General features: G+C 66.2%; 19 protein-coding genes. 17 read left to right on the forward strand and 2 right to left on the reverse strand.

What is annotated here, in order from left to right; genetic code table 11:
* Window positions 1–77: 77 nt before the first annotated feature.
* The 5 genes from ACYZGB_RS01040 (at window position 78) to ACYZGB_RS01060 (ending at window position 9,641) form a co-directional block, all read left to right on the forward strand.
* A complete protein-coding gene (locus ACYZGB_RS01040) occupies window positions 78–3,653 on the forward strand; it encodes an indolepyruvate ferredoxin oxidoreductase family protein (protein ID WP_462386316.1) in 3,576 nt (1,191 codons plus the stop codon).
* 299 nt (window positions 3,654–3,952) lie between these two features.
* A complete protein-coding gene (yajC, locus tag ACYZGB_RS01045; RefSeq protein WP_063461563.1) occupies window positions 3,953–4,288 on the forward strand; it encodes a preprotein translocase subunit YajC in 336 nt (111 codons plus the stop codon).
* Between the two features lie 134 nt (window positions 4,289–4,422).
* A complete protein-coding gene (secD, locus tag ACYZGB_RS01050; RefSeq protein ID WP_462386318.1) occupies window positions 4,423–6,306 on the forward strand; it encodes a protein translocase subunit SecD in 1,884 nt (627 codons plus the stop codon).
* Between the two features lie 12 nt (window positions 6,307–6,318).
* Window positions 6,319–7,269, forward strand: coding sequence for a protein translocase subunit SecF (gene secF, locus ACYZGB_RS01055; RefSeq protein WP_462386320.1), 951 nt, complete (start codon window positions 6,319–6,321; stop codon window positions 7,267–7,269).
* A 17-nt stretch (window positions 7,270–7,286) separates the two neighbouring features.
* Window positions 7,287–9,641, forward strand: coding sequence for a DUF1631 domain-containing protein (locus ACYZGB_RS01060; protein WP_462386321.1), 2,355 nt, complete (start codon window positions 7,287–7,289; stop codon window positions 9,639–9,641).
* Between the two features lie 72 nt (window positions 9,642–9,713).
* Here ACYZGB_RS01060 and dprA read toward each other — a convergent pair whose 3' ends face one another.
* Window positions 9,714–10,892 carry a DNA-processing protein DprA gene (gene dprA / locus ACYZGB_RS01065; RefSeq protein WP_462386611.1) on the reverse strand — a complete coding sequence of 393 codons (1,179 nt, stop codon included), beginning with the start codon at window positions 10,890–10,892 and terminating at the stop codon, window positions 9,714–9,716.
* A gap of 82 nt (window positions 10,893–10,974) precedes the next feature.
* Window positions 10,975–12,186, reverse strand: coding sequence for a LysM peptidoglycan-binding domain-containing protein (locus tag ACYZGB_RS01070; protein ID WP_462386323.1), 1,212 nt, complete (start codon window positions 12,184–12,186; stop codon window positions 10,975–10,977).
* A 199-nt stretch (window positions 12,187–12,385) separates the two neighbouring features.
* On the opposite strand from ACYZGB_RS01070, the gene def reads away from it, so the two are divergent.
* The 12 genes from def to ACYZGB_RS01130 all read left to right on the forward strand — a co-directional run bounded on the left by def (window position 12,386) and on the right by ACYZGB_RS01130 (window position 22,375).
* On the forward strand, window positions 12,386–12,895 hold the full coding sequence (def, locus tag ACYZGB_RS01075) for a peptide deformylase (RefSeq protein WP_462386324.1): 510 nt from the start codon (window positions 12,386–12,388) through the stop codon (window positions 12,893–12,895).
* Window positions 12,896–12,915: 20 nt separating this feature from the next.
* Window positions 12,916–13,410, forward strand: coding sequence for a hypothetical protein (locus ACYZGB_RS01080; RefSeq protein WP_462386325.1), 495 nt, complete (start codon window positions 12,916–12,918; stop codon window positions 13,408–13,410).
* 32 nt (window positions 13,411–13,442) lie between these two features.
* Window positions 13,443–14,417 (forward strand): methionyl-tRNA formyltransferase, encoded by a 975-nt coding sequence (gene fmt / locus ACYZGB_RS01085; RefSeq protein WP_462386326.1) that lies wholly within the window; start codon window positions 13,443–13,445, stop codon window positions 14,415–14,417.
* Window positions 14,414–15,238 carry an AzlC family ABC transporter permease gene (locus tag ACYZGB_RS01090; protein WP_462386327.1) on the forward strand — a complete coding sequence of 275 codons (825 nt, stop codon included), beginning with the start codon at window positions 14,414–14,416 and terminating at the stop codon, window positions 15,236–15,238. The genes fmt and ACYZGB_RS01090 overlap by 4 nt, the downstream gene beginning before the upstream one ends.
* The gene (locus tag ACYZGB_RS01095; RefSeq protein ID WP_063461553.1) at window positions 15,238–15,573 is read left to right on the forward strand and encodes an AzlD domain-containing protein; all 336 of its coding nucleotides are present in this window, start codon (window positions 15,238–15,240) and stop codon (window positions 15,571–15,573) included. The genes ACYZGB_RS01090 and ACYZGB_RS01095 overlap by 1 nt, the downstream gene beginning before the upstream one ends.
* Before the next feature lie 77 nt (window positions 15,574–15,650).
* A complete protein-coding gene (locus ACYZGB_RS01100; RefSeq protein ID WP_462386328.1) occupies window positions 15,651–16,850 on the forward strand; it encodes a phosphoglycerate kinase in 1,200 nt (399 codons plus the stop codon).
* Window positions 16,851–17,056: 206 nt separating this feature from the next.
* Window positions 17,057–17,743 (forward strand): hypothetical protein, encoded by a 687-nt coding sequence (locus ACYZGB_RS01105; protein ID WP_063461551.1) that lies wholly within the window; start codon window positions 17,057–17,059, stop codon window positions 17,741–17,743.
* Window positions 17,740–18,297, forward strand: a complete 558-nt coding sequence (locus ACYZGB_RS01110; protein WP_462386329.1) for a FlgO family outer membrane protein — start codon at window positions 17,740–17,742, stop codon at window positions 18,295–18,297. The genes ACYZGB_RS01105 and ACYZGB_RS01110 overlap by 4 nt, the downstream gene beginning before the upstream one ends.
* Before the next feature lie 170 nt (window positions 18,298–18,467).
* Window positions 18,468–19,295, forward strand: a complete 828-nt coding sequence (gene pyrF, locus ACYZGB_RS01115) for an orotidine-5'-phosphate decarboxylase (protein WP_094289675.1) — start codon at window positions 18,468–18,470, stop codon at window positions 19,293–19,295.
* Between the two features lie 51 nt (window positions 19,296–19,346).
* On the forward strand, window positions 19,347–20,243 hold the full coding sequence (locus ACYZGB_RS01120; RefSeq protein WP_462386331.1) for a LysR family transcriptional regulator: 897 nt from the start codon (window positions 19,347–19,349) through the stop codon (window positions 20,241–20,243).
* A gap of 147 nt (window positions 20,244–20,390) precedes the next feature.
* On the forward strand, window positions 20,391–21,368 hold the full coding sequence (locus tag ACYZGB_RS01125) for a Bug family tripartite tricarboxylate transporter substrate binding protein (RefSeq protein WP_462386332.1): 978 nt from the start codon (window positions 20,391–20,393) through the stop codon (window positions 21,366–21,368).
* Complete coding sequence (locus tag ACYZGB_RS01130; protein ID WP_462386333.1) at window positions 21,365–22,375, forward strand: M14 family metallopeptidase; 1,011 nt, start codon at window positions 21,365–21,367, stop codon at window positions 22,373–22,375. Before ACYZGB_RS01125 ends, ACYZGB_RS01130 begins: the two co-directional genes overlap by 4 nt.
* Window positions 22,376–22,399: the final 24 nt, after the last annotated feature.

Genomic DNA, 22,399 nt, shown 5'->3' on the forward strand with positions numbered 1-22,399 from the left:
TAAACGGGCGGATGGACTCTGCCCCCCACCGGCCCACAAGGCGCGGCCCCCACAAAAAAGCCATTGGAGACATAGCCATGAATGCCCCACTCCCAGAATCCGTCCGCAAGGCGCTGGAAACCGTCACGCTTGACGACAAGTATTCCCTGGACCACGGCCGGGCCTTCATGAGCGGGGTGCAGGCCCTGGTGCGCCTGCCCATGCTGCAGCGCCAGCGCGATGCCGTGGCGGGCCTGAACACGGCGGGTTTCATCAGCGGCTACCGGGGCTCGCCACTGGGCACCTACGACCAGGCGCTGTGGGCTGCCAAGAAGCACCTGGCGGCCAACAACATCGTCTTCCAGCCCGGCGTGAACGAAGAGCTGGGCGCCACGGCCGTCTGGGGCACGCAGCAGCTGGACCTGTACCCGCAGAGCAAGAAGTTCGACGGCGTCTTCGGCATCTGGTACGGCAAGGGCCCGGGCGTGGACCGCTGCTCGGACGTGTTCAAGCACGCCAACATGGCCGGCACCGCCAAGCATGGCGGCGTGATCGCGATTGCGGGCGACGACCACATCAGCAAGAGCAGCACGGCCGCGCACCAGAGCGACCACATCTTCAAGGCCTGCGGCACGCCGGTGTTCTTCCCGAGCAGCGTGCAAGAGATTTTGGACATGGGCCTGCACGCGTTTGCCATGAGCCGCTTCTCGGGCGTGTGGTCGGGCATGAAGACCATTCAGGAGGTGGTGGAGTCCTCCAGCAGCATCAACATCGACCCGGACCGCGTGAAGATCGTGATGCCCGAGGACTTCGTGATGCCGCCCGGCGGCCTGCACATCCGCTGGCCCGACGCGCCGCTGGAGCAGGAAGCGCGCCTCATGGACTACAAGTGGTACGCGGCCCTGGCGTACATCCGCGCCAACAAGCTCAACTACAACGTCATCGAAGGCAAGAATGACCGCTTCGGCATCATTGCCAGCGGCAAGGCCTACAACGACACGCGCCAGGCGCTGGTGGACCTGGGCCTGGACGACGACACCTGCCGCCAGCTGGGCATCCGCGTGCACAAGGTCAACGTGGTGTGGCCGCTCGAAGCCACCATCACGCGCGACTTTGCACAAGGCCTGCAGGAGATCCTGGTGGTGGAGGAAAAGCGCCAGGTCATCGAGTACCAGCTGAAAGAAGAGCTGTACAACTGGCGCGCCGACGTGCGCCCCAACGTGCTGGGCAAGTTCGACGAGCCCGAAGGCGACGCCACGGGCGGCGAATGGTCCATGCCCAACCCCAGCCAGAACTGGCTGCTGCGCGCCAAGGCCGACCTGACGCCCGCCATCATCGCCAAGGCGATTGCCAAGCGCCTGAAGAAGCTGGGCGTATCGAGCGACATCATCGCGCGCATGGATTCGCGCATTGCCGTCATCGAGGCCAGCGAACGCGCGATGACGGAGCTGAAGGTGGACACGGGCGAACGCGCCCCGTGGTTCTGCAGCGGCTGCCCGCACAACACCAGCACCCGCGTGCCCGAGGGTTCGCGCGCTGTGGCGGGCATCGGCTGCCACTACATGGCCAACTGGATGCCCGACCGCAAGACGTCCACCTTCACGCAGATGGGCGGCGAGGGCGTGACCTGGGTGGGCCAGGCGCCGTTCACCACCGACGCGCACGTGTTCGCCAATTTGGGCGACGGCACGTACTTCCACAGCGGGCTGCTGGCCATCCGCCAGAGCATTGCGGCGGGCACCAGCATCACCTACAAGGTGCTCTACAACGACGCCGTGGCCATGACCGGCGGCCAGCAGGTGGGCGAGCGGCCCGAGGGCCACTCGGTGCTGCAGATCATGAACAGCCTGAAGTCCGAGGGCGTGGTCAAGCTCATCATCGTGACCGACGAGCCGCAGAAGTACGACGGCGTGGCGCTGGCCGAGGGCGTGACGGTGCACCACCGCGACGAGCTCGACACGCTGCAGCGCCAGTTCCGCGAGATCAAGGGCTGCACGGTCATCATCTACGACCAGACCTGCGCGACGGAAAAGCGCCGCCGCCGCAAGCGCGGCACGTTGGCCACGCCCGACAAGACCGTGGTCATCAACGAGCTGGTGTGCGAGGGCTGTGGCGACTGCTCGACCAAGTCCAACTGCCTTTCCGTGGAGCCCGTGGAGACGGAATTTGGCCGCAAGCGCCGCATCAACCAGAGCACCTGCAACAAGGACTATTCGTGCGTCAACGGCTTCTGCCCCAGTTTCGTCACGGTGGAGGGCGGCAAGCCCAAGAAGCCCAAGAAGGAAAAGAAGGGCGACCTGTCGGCGCTGCCCTCCATTCCTGAACCCGTGCTGCCGTTGGCCGAAGCGGCCTGGGGCATCGTGGTCGGCGGTGTGGGCGGCACCGGCGTGATCACCATTGGCTCGCTGCTGGGCATGGCGGCGCACCTGGATGGCAAGGGCGTCATCACGCAGGACGCTGGCGGCCTGGCGCAGAAGGGTGGCGCCACCTGGAGCCACATCCAGATCGCCAACCGCCCCGAAGCCATCTACACCACCAAGGTCGATACGGCCAAGGCGGACCTGGTGATCGGCTGCGATTCCATCGTGGCGGCCCACAAGTACACGCTGACGGTGATGCAGCCCGGCCGCACCTTTGTGGCGCTGAACACCCACAGCACGCCCACCGCGGCGTTTGTGACCAACCCGGACTGGCAGTTCCCGGGCGCCAATTGCGATAGCGCGATTGCAGCGGCCGTGGGCGCAGGCGGTGTAGGCAGCTTTGATGCCGAGCAGGTGGCTACGCAGCTGCTGGGCGACAGCATCTACACCAACCCGCTGATGCTCGGCTACGCCTGGCAAAAGGGCCGCGTGCCGCTCACGCTGGCATCGCTGATGCGCGCCATGGAGCTGAACGGCGTGCAGGTGGACAACAACAAGGCGGCGTTTGAATGGGGCCGCCGCTGCGCGCACGACCTGGCGTCGGTGCAGGCGCTGTTCCAGGCGGCGCAGGTGATCCAGTTCGTGAAGAAGCCCTCGCTGACCGAAATGGTCGCCAAGCGCGTGGAGTTCCTCACCGGCTACCAGAACGCTGCTTACGCTGCCGACTACCAGGCCTTTGTCGAGAAGGTGAAGGCGGCAGAAGCCAAGCTCGGCACCAGCACGAAGTTGTCCGAAGCCGTGGCCCGCTACCTGTTCAAGCTGATGGCGTACAAGGACGAGTACGAAGTGGCGCGCCTGCACACCGACAAGGCCTTCACAGACAAGATCGCCAACATGTTCGAAGGCGACTACAAACTGGTGCACTACCTGGCGCCGCCCCTGACGGCCAAGAAGAACGACAAGGGTGAACTGGTCAAGCAGCCGTTCGGCCCCTGGATGCGCAGCGCCTTCGGCCTGCTGGCGAAGATGAAAGGCCTGCGCGGCACGGCGCTGGATGTGTTCGGCAAGACCGAAGAGCGCCGCATGGAGCGCGCACTGATCGTGGAGTACCGCGCCGCTATCGACGAGCTGCTGGCCCGCCTGAGCGCCGACAACCTGGCCCTGGCGGTGGAGATCGCCCGCATCCCCGAAGAGATCCGGGGCTATGGCCACGTGAAGGAGCGCCACCTGAAAGCGGCACGCCCCAAGTGGGACGGCCTGATGGCGCAGTGGCGCAGCGGCCAAGCGGCGCCCGGCCAGCGCCAGGCGGCTTGAAGTTCTGCGAACCAGCAGCACCTTGGAAGAGAAGCCCGCGCTTGCGCGGGCTTTTTACTATCGAAAGAATAGCTATCAGCTCTTACTGGATGCGCGTAGAAGCCGATTTTTATAGATTCTTTTCACCCTGTCTGCCGCACCTGTGTGCCTGTGCAAACACCCGCCGCAGGCCTGGGACTTACCCCTTGGGGCGTGGGCAGGGCGCCGCATACAATGTCCTGTTCCGCCCTGGCGGGCGCTTTGGCGCTGGCCGTTGGCGGTTTTTGTGTATTTTGACCATCCGTTGTGGAGTCCCGTCCGTGTTTATTTCTTCCGCTTTTGCCCAAACCGCACCTGCCGCAGCCGCTGGTGGCGGTGACATGATGTCCACGCTCACGGGCATGCTGCCCCTGGTGCTCATGTTTGTGGTGCTGTACTTCGTCATGATCCGCCCCCAGATGAAGCGCCAGAAGGAACACCGCGCCATGATCGACGCCATCGCCAAGGGCGATGAAGTAGCCACCGCCGGGGGCATCGTCGGCAAGGTCACCCGCCTGTCCGAGGGCTTCCTGCACATTGAGATCGCCAGCGGCGTGGAAGTGCAAATGCAGCGCAGCGCAGTGGTGCAGGTCCTGCCCAAGGGCTCCGTCAAGTAATCAATGAACAGCCCCTGCGGGCGCTGCACGCCGCCTCCGGTCGCTCGCACTGCGTGCAGACCGGGTGACGTGACCAGCGCAGCGGGGCGGCCCTTGCACGGCATTGGCTGGCAGGGCGTGGAAAAGGCGTAAACATGAACCGTTATCCGGTCTGGAAGTACGCGATCCTGGTGATCGTGCTGCTGGTGGGGGCCTTGTACACCCTGCCCAATTTCTTTGGCGAAGCCCCTGCCGTACAGGTGTCGTCGGCCAAGGCCACCGTCAAGGTGGACACCGCCGTGCAGCAGCGGGTGGAAGGGGCCCTCAAGGCCGCTGGCGTCACGCCCGATTTCGTGGCGCTGGAAGGCAACTCGGTGCGCGCGCGCTTCGACACGCCCGACACCCAGCTCAAGGCCAAGGACGCCATCCAGAAGGCCCTGGTGCCCGATGCCAACGATGCCTCGTACATCGTTGCGCTGAACCTGGTGTCGCGCTCGCCGCTGTGGCTCAAGGCCCTGCACGCCAACCCCATGTACCTGGGCCTGGACCTGCGCGGCGGCGTGCACTTCATGCTGCAGGTGGACATGCAGGCCGCGCTGACCAAGAAGGCCGAGTCGTATGCCGGTGACATCCGCACTGCGCTGCGCGACAAGAGCATCCGCCACGGCGGCATCAGCCGCGAAGGCCAGAACGTCGACATCAAGGTGCGCGACGAAGCCACGCTCACGGCCACCCGCAACCTGATTGCCGACCAGTTCACCGACCTGCAGGTCACCAGCACGCCCGAGGGCACCGAGTTCAAGCTGCGCGCCTCCATCAAACCCGAGGCCACCCGCCGCGTGCAGGAGCAGGCACTCAAGCAGAACATCGTCACGCTGCACAACCGGATCAACGAACTGGGCGTGGCCGAGCCGGTGATCCAGCAGCAGGGCCTGGACCGCATCGTGGTGCAGCTGCCCGGCGTGCAGGACACGGCCAAGGCCAAGGACATTCTGGGCCGCACCGCCACACTGGAAGTGCGCCTGGTGGACGAAGGCACCGAAGCCCGAGCTGCCGAGACCGGCCGGGGCCCCGTGCCGTTCGGTTCCGAACGCTACCTGGAGCGCAGCGGCCAGCCCGTGATCGTGAAGAAGCAGGTCATCCTGACCGGCGAGAACCTGACCGACGCCCAGCCTGGCTTTGACGGCCAGACGCAGGAGCCCACCGTGAACCTCACGCTGGACGCCAAGGGCTCGCGCATCTTCAAGGACATCACGCGCGAGAACATCGGCAAGCGCATGGCCATCGTGCTGTTCGAAAAGGGCAAGGGCGAAGTGGTCACGGCCCCCGTGATCCGCAGCGAAATCGGTGGTGGCCGTGTGCAGATCTCCGGCCGCATGACCACGGCCGAGGCCAACGACACCTCACTGCTGCTGCGCGCCGGCTCACTAGCCGCGCCCATGGAGATCATCGAGGAATACACCATCGGCCCGAGCCTGGGCGCCGACAACATCGAGCGCGGTATTGATAGCGTGGTCTGGGGCATGGTGGCGATTGCCGTCTTCATGTGCATCTACTACGCACTGTTCGGTGTGTTCTCCACCGTGGCGCTGGCTGTCAATGTGCTGTTGCTGATGGCTATTCTGTCCATGCTTCAGGCCACCCTCACGCTGCCAGGCATTGCCGCCATGGCACTTGCGATCGGTGTGGCCATTGACTCGAACGTGCTGATCAATGAACGCATCCGCGAGGAGCTGCGCGACGGGGTCTCGCCGCAGGCGGCCATCCACGCGGGTTATGAACGCGCCTGGGCGACCATCCTGGACTCGAACGTGACCACGCTGATCGCGGGCCTGGCGCTGCTGGCCTTCGGCTCCGGCCCGGTGCGCGGCTTTGCCGTGGTGCACTGCATTGGCATCCTGACCAGCATGTTCTCGGCCGTGTTCTTCTCGCGCGGCCTGGTGAACCTGTGGTACGGCCGCCAGAAGAAGCTCAAGAGCGTGTCCATCGGCCAGGTGTGGAAGCCCGACGCCGATACCTCCGTGGCCAAGACGAACTAAAGGAGGAAGATCATGGAATTCTTCCGCATCCGAAAAGACATCCCCTTCATGAAGCACGCGTTGATCTTCAACGCGATCTCCTTCATCACCTTCGCGCTGGCCGTGTTCTTCCTGATCACGCGCGGACTGCACCTGTCGGTGGAGTTCACGGGCGGCACGGTCATGGAAGTGGCCTACAGCCAGCCGGCTGAGCTGGCCAAGGTCCGCGAGACCGTCTCCGGCCTGGGCTACCCCGACGTGCAGGTGCAGAACTTCGGCACGGCCCGTGATGTGATGATCCGGCTGCCGGTGCAAAAGGGCGTGACCTCTGCGCAACAAAGCGAGCAGGTTCTGGGCGCACTGAAGGCCGCCAACCCCGAAGTCACGCTGCGCCGCACCGAGTTTGTGGGCCCGCAGGTGGGCGAAGAACTGGTGCATGGCGGCCTCATGGCGCTGGCCATGGTGGTCGTGGGCATCGTGATCTACCTGGCCTTCCGCTTCGAGTGGAAGTTCGGCGTTGCGGCCATCATTGCCAACCTGCACGATGTGGTGATCATCCTGGGCTTCTTCGCGTTCTTCCAGTGGGAGTTTTCGCTCGCCGTGCTGGCGGGCGTGCTGGCCGTGCTGGGCTACTCAGTCAACGAGTCGGTGGTGATCTTCGACCGGATCCGCGAGGCCTTCCGCAAGTACCGCAAGATGACCACCCACGAGGTGATCGACCACGCCATCACCAGCACGATGAGCCGCACGATCATCACCCACGCCTCGACCGAAGCGATGGTGCTGTCGATGCTCTTCTTTGGCGGCCCCAGCCTGCACTACTTCGCGATGGCGCTGACCATCGGGATTTTGTTTGGCATCTATTCCTCGGTGTTTGTGGCGGCAGCCATCGCCATGTGGCTCGGGGTCAAGCGCGAGGATCTTGTCAAGCCTGCCAAAAAGGAAGGGGATCCCAACGATCCCCATGCCGGAGCGACCGTTTGACCCGCTAATATCTGCTTATGCAGCCCACGCCCTCTTCCGTTCCACAGCGTCGCCTGGCCCGCCAGGCGCGCCAGAAGTTCGTAGAGGGCTTGTGCTCCGGACTCCCGGAGCTGGGCAAGACGGTCCAGGAGTTCCTGGCCACGTTGATGGCCCAGACAGGCACAGCACGTGAAATGCAGTCGCGCCGGGATGCGTGGATGCAGTACCAGCAGCTGCACACCGCCTGGACCCAACGCACGGCCAAGGCCTGGCAGGACGCTCTGGCACCCCATGCCATCAGCGCCCGGGGGCCACTCGCCGGAGGGGTTGTCGGCAACCAGTTCGAGCTGCTCAGCGACGATGTGGTGGAGAACAAGATCCTGGCCTCGCGCATGGCCCTGACGATCACCGAACAGGTCGGCCCCCAGTTCGACACCCTGCGCCAGCGCACCCAGTCCCTGGAGGGCCAGGAACTCGACAGCAACGACATCCTTCGGCCGGACGCCGTGTGCCTGTTGTTGGTGGAGCAGTGGGTGGAATCCGGCCTGTCCCGCACCGACCTGCAGACCGTGGTGGACCCCCTGCAGCGCGACTTGGCCAATCTGCTTCAGAAGCATTACCAGGCCGTCAATGTGTTCTATGTGGAGCAGGGCATCACCCCGCAGACGGACCTGAAGTCCCGAGTGCGGCGCACCAGCGGCGGTGCCGTGACGGGCAGCGGAGGTGGCGACTCCGGCTCTGGCGGCCTGGCCTCGCAGGCTCTGGCGCAGACCCGCGAGGCCATGGCGGCAGCGCGTGGCGACTCTCCTTTCCCGGCACAGATGGCACGCCCACCCCAGTCGCCGCCCGGCTATCCCCGGCACGGCATGCCCACCACCTTTGCCACGGGCATGACACCGCTGGCACGCGCCCGCCAGCGTGCGCAAGGGGTCATGGGCCAGCTGCGCCGCCTGCTCACCCAGCCCGCCACGGGATTTGATATGGTCAATGCCCCGCCGGCGTCGGCGGCGCTGGCCCATGCACTCACTGCCCACCGCGTGCATGCCGACACTTATTACAGCGGCATTGCCACGCTGGTGGAGGACTACAGCCCGGCCGCTGTGGTGCAGCTGGCGGGCACAGTGAGGGAGCGGTCCACGGAACTCAAGAAAAAGGCTACCACCACGGGCGAGAAGGCCATCATCGAGGTGGTGGCACTGATGTTCCAGAGCATCCTGGCCGAAGACCGCATTCCACCCGCAGTGCGCGTATGGTTTGCGCGCCTGCAGGTGCCTGTGCTGCGCGTGGCGCTCGCAGAACCCGAGTTTTTCAGCAACCTCGACCATCCCGCCCGCAAGCTGATCGACCGCATGGGTGCCTGTGTGCTGGGCTTTGATTCCACCAGCATCAACGGCAGCGCCCTGGAAGCCGAAATCCGCCGCGTGGTGCAGGTGATCGAGCAGTATCCTGAAACCGGCCGGCGGGTGTTCCAGCTTGTGTACGACGAGTTTGAGAAGTTCCTGTCCAAGTTCCTCACCGAAAAGCAGGCCACCTCCCGCCTTGTCAGCGTGGCCCAGCAGGTGGAACAGCGGGAAACCCTGGCCATCCAGTACACCATCGAGCTGCGCACCATGCTGCGCGACATGCCGGTGCGCGACGAGATCCGCGAGTTCCTGTTCAAGACCTGGGCCGAGGTACTGGCCCTGTCGGCCGTGCGCGATGGCCCGCAGCATGCCGACACCGTAGCGTTCAAACGCACAGCAGCCGACCTGGTATGGGCCGCCAGCGCCAAACCCAACCGCAGCGACCGGGCCCAGGTGATCCAGAACCTGCCGGGCCTGCTGCAGCGTCTGCGCCAGGGCCTTGCGCTGCTCGGCGTCAATGGGCCCGAGCAGGACATACAGGTCAAAACCCTGACCGACACGCTGGCAGATGCCTTCCTGTCCAAAACCGCCTCAATCCCGCAGGCACACATCGAGGCCATGGCCAAACGCCTGGCCAACCTTGAGGACTTCATGAGCGACGCAGCATTGGGTGACATGCCGCTCAATGCCGACAACATCGAGATGATGCTGGGTATTGATGCTTCGTCCATCCATGTGGTGGCCGACAACGGCGCGCCAGTGGACGATGCCATGGTGGTGTGGGCACAGGAGCTGCAGCCCGGCACCTGGTACACGCTGGACCACAACGGCGCGTCGGCCCAGGTGCAGTACGCCTGGCAGAGCCAGCGCAAGCAGTTGCATCTGTTCGCAGCCGTCGATGGCAGCAGCTACCTGATCCAGCTGCGCCGCCTGGCCGCGTACCTGCAGGCTGGCCTGCTCGTGGCCCAGGACGAAGAGGGCCTGACCCTGCGCGCTACCCGCGACGCCCTGGCCAAGCTGGACGCCAACCCCGAACGTTTGCTGGACTGACAGCAGAGCGGTTTCTCGCCACCCATACAACGGGCCCGGGGCGTCGTCGTTCCTGCCTTGAAGATTTCGGCTTCAGCCGCGCCCCAGGCGCTGGAACAGCCCGCCGGGCAGGCGCGCCACCCGGCCATCCAGTTCCAGCTCCAGCAGCATCACCTGCAGGGAGGCGGTGTCCATGCCAGAGCGTGCCACCAGTGCGTCCAGGCCCAAAGGGTCAAACCCCAGTGCTGCAAGCACGGGGTTGTTGTCTGACCCGCTTTCCGCGTGCTCCTGCGCCGCTGCACCCTCTTCGGCGGGCGCCTCCGGCAAGCCCGGCACCGTGGCAGCCGGGAGCCGCAACTCCTCCAGCACATCTTGCGCCGACTCGACCAGTTTGGCCCCCTGGCGGATCAGTGCATGGCAGCCCCGCGACTGGGGTGCATGGATGGACCCCGGGATCGCAAAAACCTCCCGTCCCTGCTCGACCGCCATCCGGGCCGTGATCAGGGAGCCCGAGGCGAGCGCAGCCTCGACAACCAGTGTCCCTTGGGACAGGCCCGAGATGATGCGGTTTCGCTTGGGGAAATTGGCCGCGAGCGGGGGCGTTCCCAGCGGGTACTCGCTGACCAGAAGCCCCCGGGCTGCGATGCGGCGCGCCAGATCCAGGTTCTTGCGGGGGTACACCCGGTCCAGGCCGGTCCCCACCACAGCAATGGTGGCCGCCGCCGAAGCGCCCGCCACAGAGGCATCCAGTGCACCTTCATGTGCCGCAGCATCCACGCCCAGCGCCAGCCCCGACACAATGGTCAGCCCGGCACCGTGCAGTGCCCGCGAGAACAGGCGGGCGTTCTCGGCGCCCTGGGCGGTTGGGTTGCGGCTGCCGACCACTGCCAGACACCGGTCGCTGGGAAAAGGCTGGTGTGCAAGCAACTGCGCCGAGCCGGTGAGATACAGCAGCAGCGGAGGGTCTTCCGTGTCCAGCAAGGACTGCGGGTAGCGGACATCGCCCAGCGTGACGATGGTGCGTGCGGGGCCCTCGGAGCCCGCTCCGGACAGCCACTGGGCAGTGGTGTCCCACAAGGCCTGCCAGGCAGCTGGGAACTCACACAAAGCCCGCGCCTGGGCATTGGTCACACATTGCTGCAGCGCCGCCTCGGGCTGCTGAAAAATCGCTTGCGGAAGCCCGAAGCGGGACAACAGCCGCCGCGCAGCGCCGTTACCCACGCCAGGGGACAGCGTCAAACGCAGCCAAGCCCCCAGCTCTTCATGGTCCATGGGTTTCAGGTCACCCACGCACAGTCTGATGCCACCGCCTCATACCGAGACCACTGGCCCCATCCACGCGAAGGCGCGCGACTTACTTGGGATTAACGAGGCGGTCGCCTACGCGCACGCCGTTGCGGATTTCAAGCAGCAACGCATAAGACACGCGCTCAAAGGTGCGGAACACCATGGCCGTGCCATTGATTTCGCTGGGCAGCTTGACCGTGGTCTTGGCCTTGTCGGTGGTGTCCTTGATGCGATCGCCCTTGGTCATCAGGCTCAGCACATGGCCGGGCTCCACGCCGTCTTCCGAACCCATGTTGATCGCCACCACCTGGTTCTGGGCACCATAGGCCACGGCCGAACTGCCGTAGATGGACACCACACGCGCATTGACCTCGACCTCGGGGGCGCGCGGTGTGTAGCTCATGAACGCACGCGCAGGTGCGGGCAGCAGGCGGTCACCGGCCTGTACTTCTTCCTTCGTGGCCGACAGGTCCACCGTTGCGGGCACGTACTCGGAGTTGTAGCCGCCCTTGCCATTGGGCGTTTCCTCAAAGGATTCGCCACGCACCAGTTCGGCCTTGCCTACGTACTGGGCTTCATAGCCCAGCACTTCGCCCGTCATCGGGTCCTTGAGGGCCACTGCGTTGCGGAAAACACGGTAGAAGCGCGGCTCCCCAGCCTCGGCCAGCATGGGCGAAGCGGTGTCACCGCGTACATAGACGCGGTCGCCCGCGCCCATCAGCACGCGCTCGTCGGTCGTGGCGATCACACGGGGGGCGCGCAGCAGCGTTTGTTCGTCCACCACCAGGGGCTCGACCAGGAAGGGTTCGATCAGATGAGGTTTGAGGGTCGGCAGTGCGGAGTCCGCCAGACTGTCGCTGCGCGTGCGCGGCGACACGCGCACGGTTTCGGGCTCGCTCGGCGCGCCGGGGCGGCTGGTGCGCAGGCGGGCGTAGCCACCGTCTTTTTCCAGATACAGGGTCTGGCCCGGGAAGATCAGGTGCGGGTTGGGGATGGCCTTGAGGTTCATGCCCCACAGCTCGGGCCAGCGCCAGGGACGTTTGAGGTACATGCCCGAAATGCCCCAGAGCGTGTCACCGCGCTTGACGGTGTAGCTGTCGGGCGCATTGGGCGCCAGCTCTTCGAGGGGCACGCCCCGCTCGGACACCTGCTGCGCCGTGGCGCGCTGGCTGCTGGAGATGGGGTAGTTCTGCGCCTGAGCCGGCATAACCAGCAGGGCGCCAGCGATGATGGTGAGCGCGCCCAGGGCGGTCCGCCGCACGCTGGTGAATGCCGTCATGTTGTTCCTTTTCTCATGCATTGTGAAACGCCCCCTCACTGGCAACCCGGCACCAGCAGCATGCGGGCGCCCGGGTAACTACGTTACAAACCTTCTCAGATTCTCTGCTCAAGCCCTTGATTCGGCAACGATTATTGGCCAGCAACACGGCGGCAGGCCGCAAAAGTGGCGAAAATAGCGACATCTTCTACCTGTAGCCATGGCAATCCTTCCCATTCTCTGTTACCCGGACCCCCGGCTCCACAAGGTCGCACGCCCCATTGCGGTGGTGGACGACCGCATCCGGACGCTGGTGTCCGACATGCTGGCCACCATGTACGACGCCCACGGCATCGGCCTGGCCGCCACCCAGGTGGATGTGCATGAACGGCTGGTGGTGATCGATGTGTCCGAAGAACGCGACCAGCCTCTGGTGCTGATCAATCCCGAACTCGTCTGGACCAGTGCAGAAAAGCATGTGAACGACGAAGGCTGCCTGTCCGTCCCCGGCATCTACGACGGCGTGGAGCGTTTTGACGCCGTGCACGTGAAGGCGCTCGACGCCCAGGGCGAGTCGCGTGTCATCGAGGCAGACGGCCTGCTGGCCGTGTGCATCCAGCATGAGATGGACCACCTGATGGGCAAGGTGTTCGTCGAATACCTCTCGCCCCTCAAACGCAACCGCATCAAGACCAAGATGATCAAGCAGCAGCGGGAGGCCCGCGAGTGAGGCCTTCAGCGCTCTGCGCCTTGCGGGGTGGCGGAGTGCTGGCGCGCGTGGCGCTTGTGGCGCTGCTCGCCCACCTTGCAGGTTGCGCGCTGCCTGCCCGCGAGCAGCCCGGCGCGCTGCGTGCCGAGGTGCTGGCGCGCCTGGGCCCGCCCAGCGCGACCTTTGCGCTGGCGCAGGGCGAGCGGCTGCTGTATTCCGAACTGCCCGCAGGCTTTGAAGCCCACGCCCTCGACTTTGATGCCAGCGGCCGGTTGCTGCGCAACGAACAGGTGCTGACGCAGGCGCGTTTCGAAAACCTTCCGCTGGGCACCTGGACCCAGGCCGATGTGCAGCGCAACTTTGGCCCCCCCTTGCGGGTGGAGCGCGTCGCGCGGTTTGATGGCGACATCTGGACCTACCGCTTCCGCCAGAACTCCGACCCACGCCTAGCCCATGTGCACCTGGACCGCCAGGGCGTGGTGCGGCAGGTGCTGTTCACCGACGAACTCCCCTTTTTCGACAATGCGCGCGACTGAGAGCGCTCCCAGACATCCGCATGCAGCCATCCATGAGAGTCATTTTTGCCGGCACGCCCGAATTTGCCCGCGTGGCGCTAGAGCAGCTGCTGGCCGCAGGCTTCACCGTCCCGCTGGTGCTCACCCAGCCTGACCGCCCGGCGGGCCGGGGCATGAAGCTGCAGGCATCGCCCGTCAAACAATGTGCGCTGGACCACGGCATTCCCGTGGCGCAACCGCGCAGCCTGCGCCTGGATGGCAAGTACCCCGAGGACGCCGCCGCCGCGCGCGATGCGCTGCTGGCCGCCCAGGCCGATGTGATGGTCGTGGCCGCCTACGGGCTGATCCTGCCGCAGTGGACCCTGGACATGCCGCGCCTAGGCTGCCTGAACATCCACGCGAGCCTGCTGCCACGCTGGCGCGGCGCCGCCCCCATCCACCGCGCCATCGAGGCGGGTGACGCCGGCACCGGCGTCACCATCATGCAGATGGATGCAGGGCTGGACACGGGGGACATGCTGCTCACCGAGCGCCTGACCATCACCGCCGACGACACCACGGCGGCGCTGCACGACCGGCTGGCCCACCTGGGTGGCCGCATGATCGTGGAAGCGCTGGAGCTGGCGGCCTGCGGTGGCCTGCAGCCCGTGCCCCAGCCTGCCGAGGGCATCACCTACGCCCACAAGATCGAGAAGGCCGAAAGCAGCATCGACTGGTCCCAACCCGCCAGCGTGATCGGCCAGCGCATCCGCGCATTCGACCCGTTTCCGGGCGCCAGCACCGAGTGCAGCGGCGAGACCATCAAAATCTGGAGCTATGTTATTCATAGCGCGAAAGACAATACAGACGCGCGCAAAGGCCTTGTTTTGTCTGCAGACGACACCGGGGTGCTAGTGGCGTGTGGCGCGGGCACGGCCTTGCGCCTCACCACGCTGCAGCGTGCGGGGGGCAAACGGCTGCCTGCGGCCGATTTCCTGCGCGGCTTCGACCTGCAACCCGGCATGGTGCTGGGCGCCCCCGCCGCATGAGCGTGTTCGCCCCCCTGCGCAGCACCGTGCGCCACCCGTCGTTCCGGCTCGCCGCCACCGACATGGCGGGCACCTCGCTGGGCATTGCCGCCTGGGGCCTGGTCACGGGCGTGGCCATGGTCAAAAGCGGCATGCCTGTGGGCATGGCGGTGTTCATGTCGCTGCTGGTCTATGCGGGCAGCGCGCAGCTGGCGGTCATCCCGCTGCTGTCCGTGGGCGCGCCACTGTGGGTCATCTGGCTTACCGCCGCCTGCGTGAACCTGCGTTTTGTGATCTTCAGCAGCATGTGGCGCAGCTACTTCGCCCACCTGCCGCTGCGCCAGCGGCTGGCACTGGGGTACTTCAGCGGCGACGTGATCTACGTGGCCTTCATGAAGCGGTTCCCCGAGCCCCGCCCCGCGCCCGAGCAGGTGCCGTATTTCTGGGGCGCCGCCAGCACCAACTGGCTGGCCTGGCAGGTGCCATCCATCGCGGGCATCCTGCTGGCCAACGCAGTGCCGTTGTCCTGGGGGCTGGGGTTTGCCGGGGTGCTGGCGCTGCTGGGCGTGCTGCTGTCGCTGCTGTTCGACCGCGCCACCTGGCTGGCCACGGGCGTGGCGGCCACGGCGGCGATTGCCGCCTTTGCGCTGCCGCTCAAACTCAACATCCTGGTGGCCCTGGCTGCGGCCGTGGCTGCCGGGCTGCTGATGGAGGCGGTGGACCGCCGCCTCCACATGCCCGAGCTGCTACTGGTGCCCGCCGACAGCGTGATGCCACCCGAAGAACGCGAGCATGTCGCGGCGGGCGATGTGGTGCCGCTGCGTGAGGAGCGCCATCCATGATGAACGGCTCCTGGATCGAACCGGTGCTGGCCATCGTGGGCCTGGCGGTCATCACCGTGGTATCGCGCTCCTTCTTCATGATCCCCGAGCGCGAGCTGCCGCTGCCCGGCTGGCTCAAGCGCGGGCTCAAATACGCCCCCCTGGCGGCCCTCACCGCCGTGATCGCGCCCGAGATCCTCATGACCCAGGGCGAACTCATCGACACCTTCATGGACGCCCGCCTGCCCGCCGTGGTGTGCGCCAGCGCCTACTACTTCTGGCGCCGGGGCATCCTGGGCACGATCCTGGTGGGCATGGCGGTGTACCTGCCGCTGCACATAGGTTGGGGCTGGTAGCGCCGGGGCTGGCGCGTGGTGTGCGCGGCCTAAAATGGCGGCCCTGATCCACGAGCCCCTCCCGGAAGCCCTCCCCCATGAACATCCTCCGCTTTTCCGATCTGTGTGCCCAAGGCAAGGCCCAAGGCCAGCGCGTCTTCATCCGTGCGGACATGAACGTCCCGCAGGATGACGCAGGCCAGATCACCGAAGACACCCGCATCCGCGCCTCGATCCCCTGCATCCGCATGGCGCTGGACGTCGGCGCCGCCGTGATGGTCACCAGCCACCTGGGCCGCCCGACCGAAGGCGAATTCAAGCCTGAAGACTCGCTGGCCCCCGTGGCCCAGCGCCTGTCCGAGCTGCTGGGCCGCGATGTGCCGCTGGTGGCGAACTGGGTGGATGGCGTCACCGTGGCCCCCGGCCAGGTGGTGCTGCTGGAGAACTGCCGCCTGAACGTGGGCGAGAAGAAGAACAAGGAAGAGCTGGCGCGCAAGCTGGCCGCGCTGTGCGATATCTTCGTGAACGACGCGTTCGGCACCGCCCACCGCGCCGAAGGCACGACCTACGGCATCGCCCAGTTCGCCCCCGTGGCCTGCGCGGGCCCGCTGCTGTCGGCCGAGATCGACGCACTGACCAAGGCCCTGGCCCAACCCCAGCGCCCGCTCGCCGCCATCGTGGCGGGTTCCAAGGTGTCTACCAAGCTCACCATCCTGCAAAGCCTGGCCGACAAGGTGGACCAGCTCATCGTGGGCGGCGGCATTGCCAACACCTTCATGCTGGCCGCAGGCCTGCCCATCGGCAAGAGCCTGGCCGAGCCCGACCTTTTGGACGCTGCCAAGTCCGTGATGGCCGCCATGAAGGCCCGGGGCGCCGAGGTGCCGATCCCCACCGACGTGGTCGTGGCCAAGGCCTTTGCTGCGGATGCGCCCGCCACCGTGAAAGCCGCCGCCGACGTGGCGCCCGATGACCTGATCCTGGACATCGGCCCCGACACTGCCGCCCGCCTGGCTGCCCAGCTCAAATCGGCAGGCACCATCGTCTGGAATGGCCCCGTGGGCGTGTTCGAGTTTGCAGCCTTCGAAAACGGCACCCGCACCCTCGCCGCAGCGATTGCCGAGTCTCCAGCGTTCAGTATTGCGGGTGGCGGCGACACACTGGCCGCCATCGCCAAGTACGGCATCGAGAAAAACGTGGGTTACATCTCGACCGGTGGCGGCGCCTTCCTGGAGGTGCTGGAAGGCAAAAAACTGCCCGCTTTCGACATCCTGGAGCAGCGCGCAGCGGCTTCCGTGTAAGCAAATGCAAGGCAAACCGGGCTATTTGGCCCTGAGGGCCTTGCAGCAACACACAACTGTGACCAAAAACAACGAACTGTGTACGGCGGAGCGCAGTTAGCGTAATTTTTTCTTGTTTTTGTTGAGGAACCCGCCCAGAATTATTTTTCAATCGTGCGGGCTGTATCTGTCCAGATCCTCGCAAATCTAGTCCGTAGGAGGGAATCATGTCGTTTTCAAAGGCAATCAGCTTGGCCGTGTTGGCTGGCGCTGTGGCAACTTTGGTTGGGTGCGCGCAGAAAGCGCCTATTCCCGTTGCGGAAAATTTTGAATACACCTCGCAACCCAAGGTCCGCTCTGCAGGCCACTGGGACTTGGTGTCGCGTGATGTCGTCGGCCAGACGCTGGGCACCCTGGACAAGGCCGGTGTGGCCCCAGGCACCCCGATGCATGTGTCGCTGCCCGCCAATCCCACACAGTTTGAAACCGCGTTCCGCGAGTTCCTGATCACAAAGCTGGTCCAGAACGGTGCCGTGGTGCAGCAAAGCCCCGGCCAGGCGCTGGACGTCTCCTACGGTATCCAGGTCGTGCGCCACAACAGTGACCGCCCCCACTTCATTCCTGGTCAGTTCACCATGCTGGCTGCGGGCCTGTTTGCTGCACACGGCCTGCGCCACCAGCACGTCGATGCCCAGATGGCCGCAGCCCTGGGCCTGACCATTGCAGCCGACTACGCCAACAGCATCAACTCGGGTGGCCCCACCAACACCGAACTGATCCTGACCACCACGGTCACGCGCGGTGGTCAGTATCTGGCCCGCAAGACCGACGTGTACTACCTGGAAAACGCTGACACCCCGCTGTTCACGCGCCCCTCGTACAAGAACGTCAACATGAAGGTTGTCTCGCAATGAAAACCCCCGCACTTCTTCTGACGGTGCTGGCCGGCGTGGTTCTGGCCGGTTGCGCCAACAACGCTGCGCCCACGCGCGTCGAGCCCACCTACCAGGAAGCCGCCAGCAGCCAGTTCATCCAGACCAGCCGCGATGCCGTGGCCAAGCTGACCACCGGCTTTGACATGAACGCCCTGGGCGCAGGCCCGGTGCTTGTGGCCACCGTGGTCAACGTCAACGACCTGAGCCGCGCTGCCCCCCTGGGCCGCACGCTGTCCGAGCAGTACGCCACCAGCATGGCCGCCAGCGGTTTCAACGTGAAGGAAATCAAGCTGCGCGGCGACGTGTTTGTGCGCGAAGGCCAGGGCGAGTTGCTGCTGTCGCGCGAGATCAAGGACATTGCCCGCAACCACAACGCCTCGATGGTGCTGGTGGGCACCTACTCGGCCGCTGCCAACTACACCTATGTGAGCCTGAAGCTGGTGCGCACTGAAGACAGCCGCATCGTGCGTGGCCACGACTACGCCCTGCCCAACGACCGCGACGTGCAGCGCCTGCTGGCTGTGCCACGCTGAGCCCCTGTCTGCACCCGCAGGCCCCGCCTGCAAACACAAAAAAGGCCGTTTCGACGGCCTTTTTTCATGCCCGCAGGATCGGGCCCCCTCCACTGGCACAACGGGCCGCAGTTCCCCCCAGTGCGACCCGCAGGGGATGCGACGGGGGCCGCCCACTAAAATCACGCCCCATGAACTTCACCGACATGCTGCGCGGCGCCACGGCGCAGAACAACTCCCTGCTGTGCGTGGGCCTGGACCCCGAACCCACTCGCTTCCCTGCGGGGATGCAGGGCGACCCGCGCAAGATCTACGACTTTTGCGCCGCCATCGTGGACGCCACGGCCGACCTGGTCTGCGCGTTCAAGCCCCAGATCGCCTACTTTGCCGCCCACAGCGCCGAAGACCAGCTGGAGCGCCTGATGCAGCACATGCGCGCCAACGCGCCGCAGGTGCCGGTGATCCTGGATGCCAAGCGCGGCGACATCGGCTCCACCGCCGAGCAATATGCCAAGGAGGCCTTCGAGCGCTATGGCGCCGACGCGGTCACGCTGTCGCCCTTCATGGGCTTTGATTCGATCGAGCCCTACCTGGCGTACCACGGCAAGGGCGCCTTCCTGCTGTGCCGCACCTCCAACCCCGGCGGCGACGACCTGCAGAACCAGCGCCTGGCCAGCATCGAAGGCCAGCCGCTGATGTACGAACATGTGGCGCGCCTGGCGCAGGGCCCCTGGAACAAGAACGGCCAGCTCGGCCTGGTGGTGGGCGCGACCTACCCGCAGGAGATTGAACGCGTGCGCGCCATCGCCCCCACGCTGCCCCTGCTGATCCCCGGTGTGGGCGCCCAGGGTGGCGATGCCGCCGCCACGGTGCGTGCCGGGCTGCGCAACGACGGCCCCATCATCGTGAACTCCTCGCGCGCCGTGCTGTACGCCTCCCAGGGCGCGGACTTTGCGGCCGCAGCGCGCACGGCCGCCCAGCACACCCGCGCAGTGCTCGAAGCCTCGCGCAGCCGCTAGAGCTCCACGCGCCGCAGCGCCCTCCCAGCCCCGCAGCCACCACCGCACCCCATGCAACTCAAGTGGCTGGAGGACTTCATCGTGCTGGCGCAGGAGCGCAGCTTCACCCGCGCCGCCGAGTTGCGGCATGTGACACACCCCGCCTTTGGCCGCCGCATCCGGGCGCTGGAGGCCTGGGCGGGCACGCCGCTGGTGGAACGGGGCGGCGGCCCCGTCACCCTCACGCCTGCAGGGCTGAGTTTTCTGGACACCGCCGGGCAGATGGTGCGCAACCTCACGCAGTCGCACGAAGAGCTGCAGAGCCTGGCCGGGCGCCAGGCCCGCACCGTGACCCTGGCCACCGGCCGCACGCTGGCGCGCACCGTGGTGGCCGACTGGCTGGTGCGCCTGCAGCCCATCCTGCAGGGCGGCGAGCTGTGCATCCGCACCCGGGCGCTGGCCGACACCGTGGCCATGCTGGAGCGCAGCGAGGCCGACTTCTCCCTCGTCTACCACCACCCCACACTCGCCGTGCGCCTGGATGCACGCCAGTTCATGCATGTGACCGTGGCCTCGGACCGGCTGGTACCCGTGTCGCGCGCCACTGCGCAGGGGCAGGCACTGCACCGCTTCGGGCCCGACGCCACGCGCGTGCCTTACCTGGCCTACGCCCCGCAGCTGGCGCTGGGGCGCCTGGTGGAAGACCACCTGGCCCAGAACCCGCACGCGCCCCGGCTGCAACGGGTGGTCGAATGCGACTCGGCCGACGCGCACTATGAATATGTGCAAAAAGGCCTGGGCGTGGCCTGGCTGCCCTGGTCCATGGTGTTTGCCGACTGCCAGGCCCAGCGTATGGCGCTGGCGGGCGATGCGCGCATGGAGGTGCGGTTTGACGTGCGCCTGTACCGCCCCAAGCGCCGCCTGGGCCCGCTGGCCGAGGCGCTGTGGAAGGCGCTGGCGCAGCGCTGAGCCTGGGCGGGACCCCCAGCGGGGCACAGGGTTTTCATCAGGGCATCGAACCACATTGGCACAAACCGGTGCCGTTTCAGCACCGGGTCAGCGCCTGGGGCTTCGCACAATCGGGCCACAACCCCGATCCACGACGAGGACCTCCCCATGCAACCCACACTCCCCCTGCGCCGCGTGGCGCTTCTGTGCGGCCTGGCGCTGCTCGGCGCCGCCCCTGCGCTGGCGCAGGACACCTACCCCAGCAAGCCCATCACCATCGTCGTGGGCTACCCGCCCGGCGGCAGCACCGACCTGACCGCCCGCACCGTGGCCACGGAGCTGGGCCTCAAGCTCGGCGTGCCGGTGGTGATCGAGAACGTGGGTGGCGCGGGTGGTGCCATTGGCGCGCAGAAGGTGGCCAGCAGCGCACCCGACGGCTACACGCTGCTGGTGGGTGCCAGCAATGAGATCGCCATCAACAAGCTGGTGACCAAGAAGGTCAAGTACGACATCAAGGACTTCACCGCCATCGGCCTGATTGCCTCGCAGCCGCTGGTGCTGGTGGCGTCCACGGGCACGGGCGTGAAGACCCTGGCCGAGTTCACGCAGAAGGTGTCCAAGAACCCCGGCAAGTTCAGCTACGGCAGCTCGGGCGTGGGCACCTCGCTGCACCTGGCGGGCGAGATGGTCAAGGAGCAGGGCAAGCTGTTCATGACGCACATCCCCTACCGGGGCGTGGCACCACTCACCAACGACCTGGTGGGCAACAACCTCGAATACGGCATCTTCGTGCTCTCCAGCGGCCTGCCACACATCAAGAGTGGCAAGGTGATTGCACTGGGCACCACCGAGGCCAAACGCTCGGCCGTGACCCCCGACATCCCCGCGCTGGCTGAGACGCCGCAGTACAAGAACGTGGACATCGGCACCTGGTTTGCGCTGATGGCGCCCGCCAACCTGCCCAAGCCCGTGTTCGACAAGCTCAAGAAGGCGCTGGCCGACAGCCTGCAGTCGCCCGACTTCAAGAAAAAGATGGAAGCCAGCGGCTCCACCGTGGCCGCCCCCACCGTGAACATCGACCAGTTCCTGGCGACCGAAGTGGCCAAGTACAAGAAGATTGTTGAATTCGCCAAGATCGAAGAATGAACCCCACCGACCTCGCCCCCACCGCCGTGCCCCCCCTGGTGTTTGAACTGCCGGCCCCCGACATCAGCGCCTGGCGTGCCGGCAACACCGGCACCGAAGGCGTGTGGCATTTCGACTCGGGCCAGCCCGGGCGCCACGTGATGATCAGCGCCCTGGTGCACGGCAACGAGCTGTGCGGCGCCTGGGCGCTCAAGGGCCTGCTCGACGCCGGTGTGCGCCCTGCGCAGGGCACGCTCACGCTCGCGTTCTGCAACCTTGACGCGTTCGACCGTTTCGACCCGGCCAACCACGATGCCTCGCGCTTCACCGACGAAGACCTCAACCGCCAGTGGCTGGATGAGCGCATCGATGCCGCCGACACCCGCGAACGCCGCCGCGCCGCCGCGCTGCGCCCGTGGGTGGCGCAGGCCGACTGGCTGCTCGACATCCACTCGATGCACGAGCCCTCGGCGCCGCTGCTGCTCACCGGTATCCAGCCGCGCAACCGGCAACTAGCGCGCGCCATGCGCTCGCCCGAGTACATCGTGGTGGACGCGGGCCACAAAGACGGCGTGCGCATGCGCGACTACGGCCGCTTTGGCCTGCCCGATGGAAATGGCGAGGGTGAAGGCGGCGACTCCCGCTCGCTGCTCGTCGAATGTGGCTTCCACGGCGACCCCGCCAGCCGCACGGTGGCGCAGGACCAGTGTGTGCGTTTCCTCGAACAGTCCGGTGTGCTGGACGCTGGCACCCTGGCGCAGCAACTGCCCGGCTGGCGCCAGCCCGACGCCACCCAACAATGGGCGCTGGAAGTGACCGGCCCCGTGGTCGCCACCAGCAGCGCCTTCCGCTTTGTGGCGCCCTACACGGGGCTGGAGCTGTTTGAGCAGGCCGGCACGGTGATCGGTGACAACGATGGGGTGCCGGTGGCCACGCCGTACGACGGCTGCGTGCTGGTCATGCCCTCGGTGCGGCAGGCGCGCGCGGGCGTCACGGTGGTGCGGTTTGCGCGCCGCCAGGTGCTGTAGACCCGGCCCCAAGCCCTGTTCAAG

This window comes from Acidovorax sp. Q11 (assembly GCF_054950075.1).